Origin of the sequence: Pseudoalteromonas sp. APC 3691, assembly GCF_030408135.1 — a bacterium.
In the GTDB taxonomy this organism is placed as follows: domain Bacteria; phylum Pseudomonadota; class Gammaproteobacteria; order Enterobacterales; family Alteromonadaceae; genus Pseudoalteromonas.
Genome location: NZ_JASDCB010000123.1, coordinates 1 through 3604, shown reverse-complemented (window position 1 = coordinate 3604; position 3604 = coordinate 1). Strand labels below are relative to the sequence as shown.

Here is a 3604-nt window from a genome sequence, read left to right as displayed (position 1 = left end):
GAGGATCTGTAATTGAATTAAAATGTTTCAGAAAAGTAGTGCTCATATTTATGCGACCAAGTAATTATTATGCCTTGATCTGATCACTACTTGCTCTATAAGTTCAATTTATAATGATCTTGCCGTGTATATTGTTCGTGTTACAGCTGATTTAGCTAATTTTGATAGCACAACTATTTTGGCGCAAACTGCCACCTCGTTTACAACTTCTAGCCAAAATATAAAAATAACAGAGCTTTCATCTGTGCAATTTAGTAACGACTTACCTTGGGTTGAACTTTATAATGGCACCGGTGCAACAGTAAATTTACAAGACTATTCTCTTAAAGCTCGCAGTATTAATATGTCTGATAGTACGCTGAGTGATGAGCAAGTATTTGCGCTGCCTGATAAAGAGCTTTTAAATGGCGCCTATATTATTTTACAAAGTCGCTTTGGTGATGACTTTTTAGCAAGTGCGTCATTAAATAATACAAAGCTTGTACTTGTTGGTAACGCGAATGATCAAATTAGGCCTTATTGGTACATAAATGGTTTTGCAGAATTACTTAATAGTGCGAGTACACAAACTATCGATTTTGTTAAGTTTGGAAATTCAACCCAAGAGCCAGTAACAGCCTCGCAGTGGCAAGGAGAAAATGCTGCACAAATACTGCCAGAGCAGGGCGCCAGCTTAAAGCGTGCGCTCGGCGCAACCGATACCAACCAAAATACAGACTGGAACTACTCAGTATTCAACACTCCGGCAGGGCCTAACGATATAACTTGCTCAATAGATGATGATAAAGACGGTATTCCAGATTGCGCAGAGACAGAGGGAGCAACATTTGCTGGGCTGCCTCTGTATGAATGGGGGGCGCGTACTTCACAAAAAGATATATTTATTGAAATAGATTATATGGATAGTAGTGATGTTGGAATAACGCCTCATCGAACTGCACTTGAAAAAATTGTTAGTGTATTTGCAAATAAAGGCTACACCGTTCATTTTGATGTAGGTGATTTATTTGATCAAAATAGCGATATTGCGCCGGAAAACTTTGATTTAGGTGGCGGAAATGTTGTCCCGTTTAATAGCTATACTCCGTTTGAGTACGATTTAAGTAGCCCTAATTTATTTGCTTATAAAATGGAATATACCGATATAACCCGCAGACCCATTTTTCATTACTTATTAATGGCAAGTAGTGGTAACGAAGACGGTATCAATACTGAGTTATGTAGATGAGTGGAGCATGCTTAATTTACAGTTTTATATGCAAAGTGCAGGTAATCGATTTGGTGTGCCAAATACAAATAACAGTAAGGTGTATAATTTACAAAGCTCGCCTACTAATATTGAAACGCTGCCCATTTATATAAAAGAAGCGCAGCCAAGTAGTGCAATTATTGCTGAGTTAAAAGCAATTAAAGAGCAATAGTATGAAGCCAATGCTAAGCACTAAGTTTATTATCTGTAGTAGTTTTTTTTAGCTTACTAATAGCGTGTAGCGATACTAACAATGCACGTGAGTGGTTACTAAAAAATGATAATTTATATTATAAAAATACGGCTGTTGACTGGCGAATTGAATCAGTAAAGGGCTGTAAGATATGCTTTATAAGCCAAGATGTTGTTTATCAGCCTGAAGGTATTAGTCGTTATAATACGTTAATGCAGAGTCAGAATTGGGTCGCGGTACATGAGCTAAGTAAAATCAATGTCATTCGTTTAAAAATGCCAGACCAAACACCTTATTTATACGTAGAGCGTGAAAAAGGTCAGATACTAACGCTGTTTGATCAGCAGCAAAACTACAGTATAAAAATTGGTGAAGTTACAACCGTTAATATTAATAATCAGCGCTTTAGTATTTTGATTAAAAAATTTGAAGAAGTAGATAAACAAAGCGATGCATTACCAAGGCGGGCATCGCTTGAGTTTATTGCTTTAAAAATAGATTAAAAAGCATCTTAGGTGCTTTTTTAATCTAGAATGTGGTGTACTTCGGATATTGAAAAGTTAGCAAACTTTTAATTAACTGCGATATTTTGGACGATAATTATCAACCCATAAACGTGTTGCGCCGCACACTGCGACTGGCATAACTATTAAGTTTATAAAAGGGATAGCAGTTAACAACATAACAGCAAAACCAAATCCGTATGACAAACCTTGCTTAGATTTTAAATCGTCTTTCATTTGCTTAAAGTCAATTTTATGGTTATCAAACGCATAGTCTTCGTATTGAACTGCGTACATCCAACAAGTAAACAATACCCATAGTATTTGACCAATAACCGGTAAAACCCACAACAATATAAAAAAACCAATTGCGCGGGGAAGGTAGTAGCATAGTTTTGTCCACTCACGGGCAAGCATGCGAGGTATATCTTTAACTAGTTCGGCAAAGCCGTCATCGTTAATTTTTTGACCTGTTAGGTAAAGCTCAACTTTTTCACTCAAGAGCGCATTGAAAGGGGCAGCAATAAAATTAGTGATAACTGTAAAGAGCATCCCGTAACTGAATAAAGTAACAAATATTGCTGTAGGCCAGATAAGCCATTCTAACCAACTTAGAATATCAGGAAGCCAATTAATTAAAGCAGTGATCCATTCTTCAAATTTTATAATTAAAAGAAACATTGAGCTTATAAATAGCAAAATATTAATTAATAGCGGAATAAGGACAAAACGCTTTAGCCCTTTTTGGCTAATTAATTTAAACCCCGAAAAAAAGTATTCCATACCTTGTGTGATCTGCACTGTAACCTCAATAAATATTTACCATTACTTATAGTATAAATAGCTTAATAATTTTGAACAGTATTTTTAAGTAACAAAGTGTTAGCTTTAATATTGTAGTTTTGTTTATATAGTAACAATAGGTGTTCAGTAATACGCAACTATGATTATTTAAGACAGGCCCGATTATTTTTACCAATAAAATAAAAAACTTACTAATCATGACTATAATGAACTTTACTACATAGAAAAAAGCGCTTACTTAAAGCTTTTGTTGTTTCAATGTGTATAAATAATATGGGTAAAGGAAAATGGGTACGGATAGGTTAAAAAAGTTATTATCTCACCAGCAAGGCATTTTATCCAAAATTGCATTAGGGGTACCTTTAAGTGAGGTGCTTACTGAAATTTGTTTATCAATAGAGCAGATTATTGATGATGAGTCTGCAAGGTGTTCCATTTTATCAATTAAAGGCCAGCAGCTCTTTCATTGCGCAGCCCCTAATATTCATCCAGAGTACTGTGATTTGCTTAATGGTATTTACATAGGGCCAAAAGTCGGCTCATGTGGTACTGCCGCATTCTCGAAGTCGCGCACAATTGTAGAAAATATTGAAACTTCACCGCTGTGGGAGGACTTTAAAGATTTAGCGCTAAAGTTTGATCTTAGGTCATGTTGGTCAACACCTATTTTTTCGACTCAAGCTGATTTGTTAGGCACCTTTGCTATTTATCACAGCACACCTAAAACCCTAAGGGATCCCCAAAAATAATTATTAAATTTCAATCACATCACTCACATCCATATTTTTCCAATCGAGTTGCACTACCACCTGTACGAAATAGGCTAGCCCTTCCAAGTAATCTCGCCGCCGCAGC

4 protein-coding genes and 1 pseudogene are annotated in these 3604 nt (G+C 35.9%); 4 read left to right on the top strand and 1 reads right to left on the bottom strand.

Annotated elements, in window-relative coordinates; genetic code table 11:
* Positions 1-124 precede the first annotated feature (124 nt).
* The 3 genes from QL998_RS20360 to QL998_RS20350 all read left to right on the top strand — a co-directional run bounded on the left by QL998_RS20360 (position 125) and on the right by QL998_RS20350 (position 1945).
* Positions 125-1228: a hypothetical protein gene (locus QL998_RS20360; protein WP_290193377.1), complete on the top strand. Its 1104-nt coding sequence runs from the start codon at positions 125-127 to the stop codon at positions 1226-1228.
* Positions 1229-1235: 7 nt separating this feature from the next.
* Positions 1236-1421: a hypothetical protein gene (locus QL998_RS20355; RefSeq protein WP_290193376.1), complete on the top strand. Its 186-nt coding sequence runs from the start codon at positions 1236-1238 to the stop codon at positions 1419-1421.
* 233 nt (positions 1422-1654) lie between these two features.
* Positions 1655-1945: a hypothetical protein gene (locus QL998_RS20350; protein ID WP_290193375.1), complete on the top strand. Its 291-nt coding sequence runs from the start codon at positions 1655-1657 to the stop codon at positions 1943-1945.
* A 72-nt stretch (positions 1946-2017) separates the two neighbouring features.
* Here the strand turns inward: QL998_RS20350 and cysZ are convergent, their stop codons facing one another.
* Positions 2018-2728 carry a sulfate transporter CysZ gene (gene cysZ / locus QL998_RS20345; protein ID WP_290193378.1) on the bottom strand — a complete coding sequence of 237 codons (711 nt, stop codon included), beginning with the start codon at positions 2726-2728 and terminating at the stop codon, positions 2018-2020.
* Between the two features lie 308 nt (positions 2729-3036).
* Here cysZ and QL998_RS20340 point away from each other — a divergent pair.
* Positions 3037-3474: pseudogene (locus tag QL998_RS20340) on the top strand (GAF domain-containing protein); the annotation flags it as partial.
* Between the last annotated feature and the right edge of the window lie 130 nt (positions 3475-3604).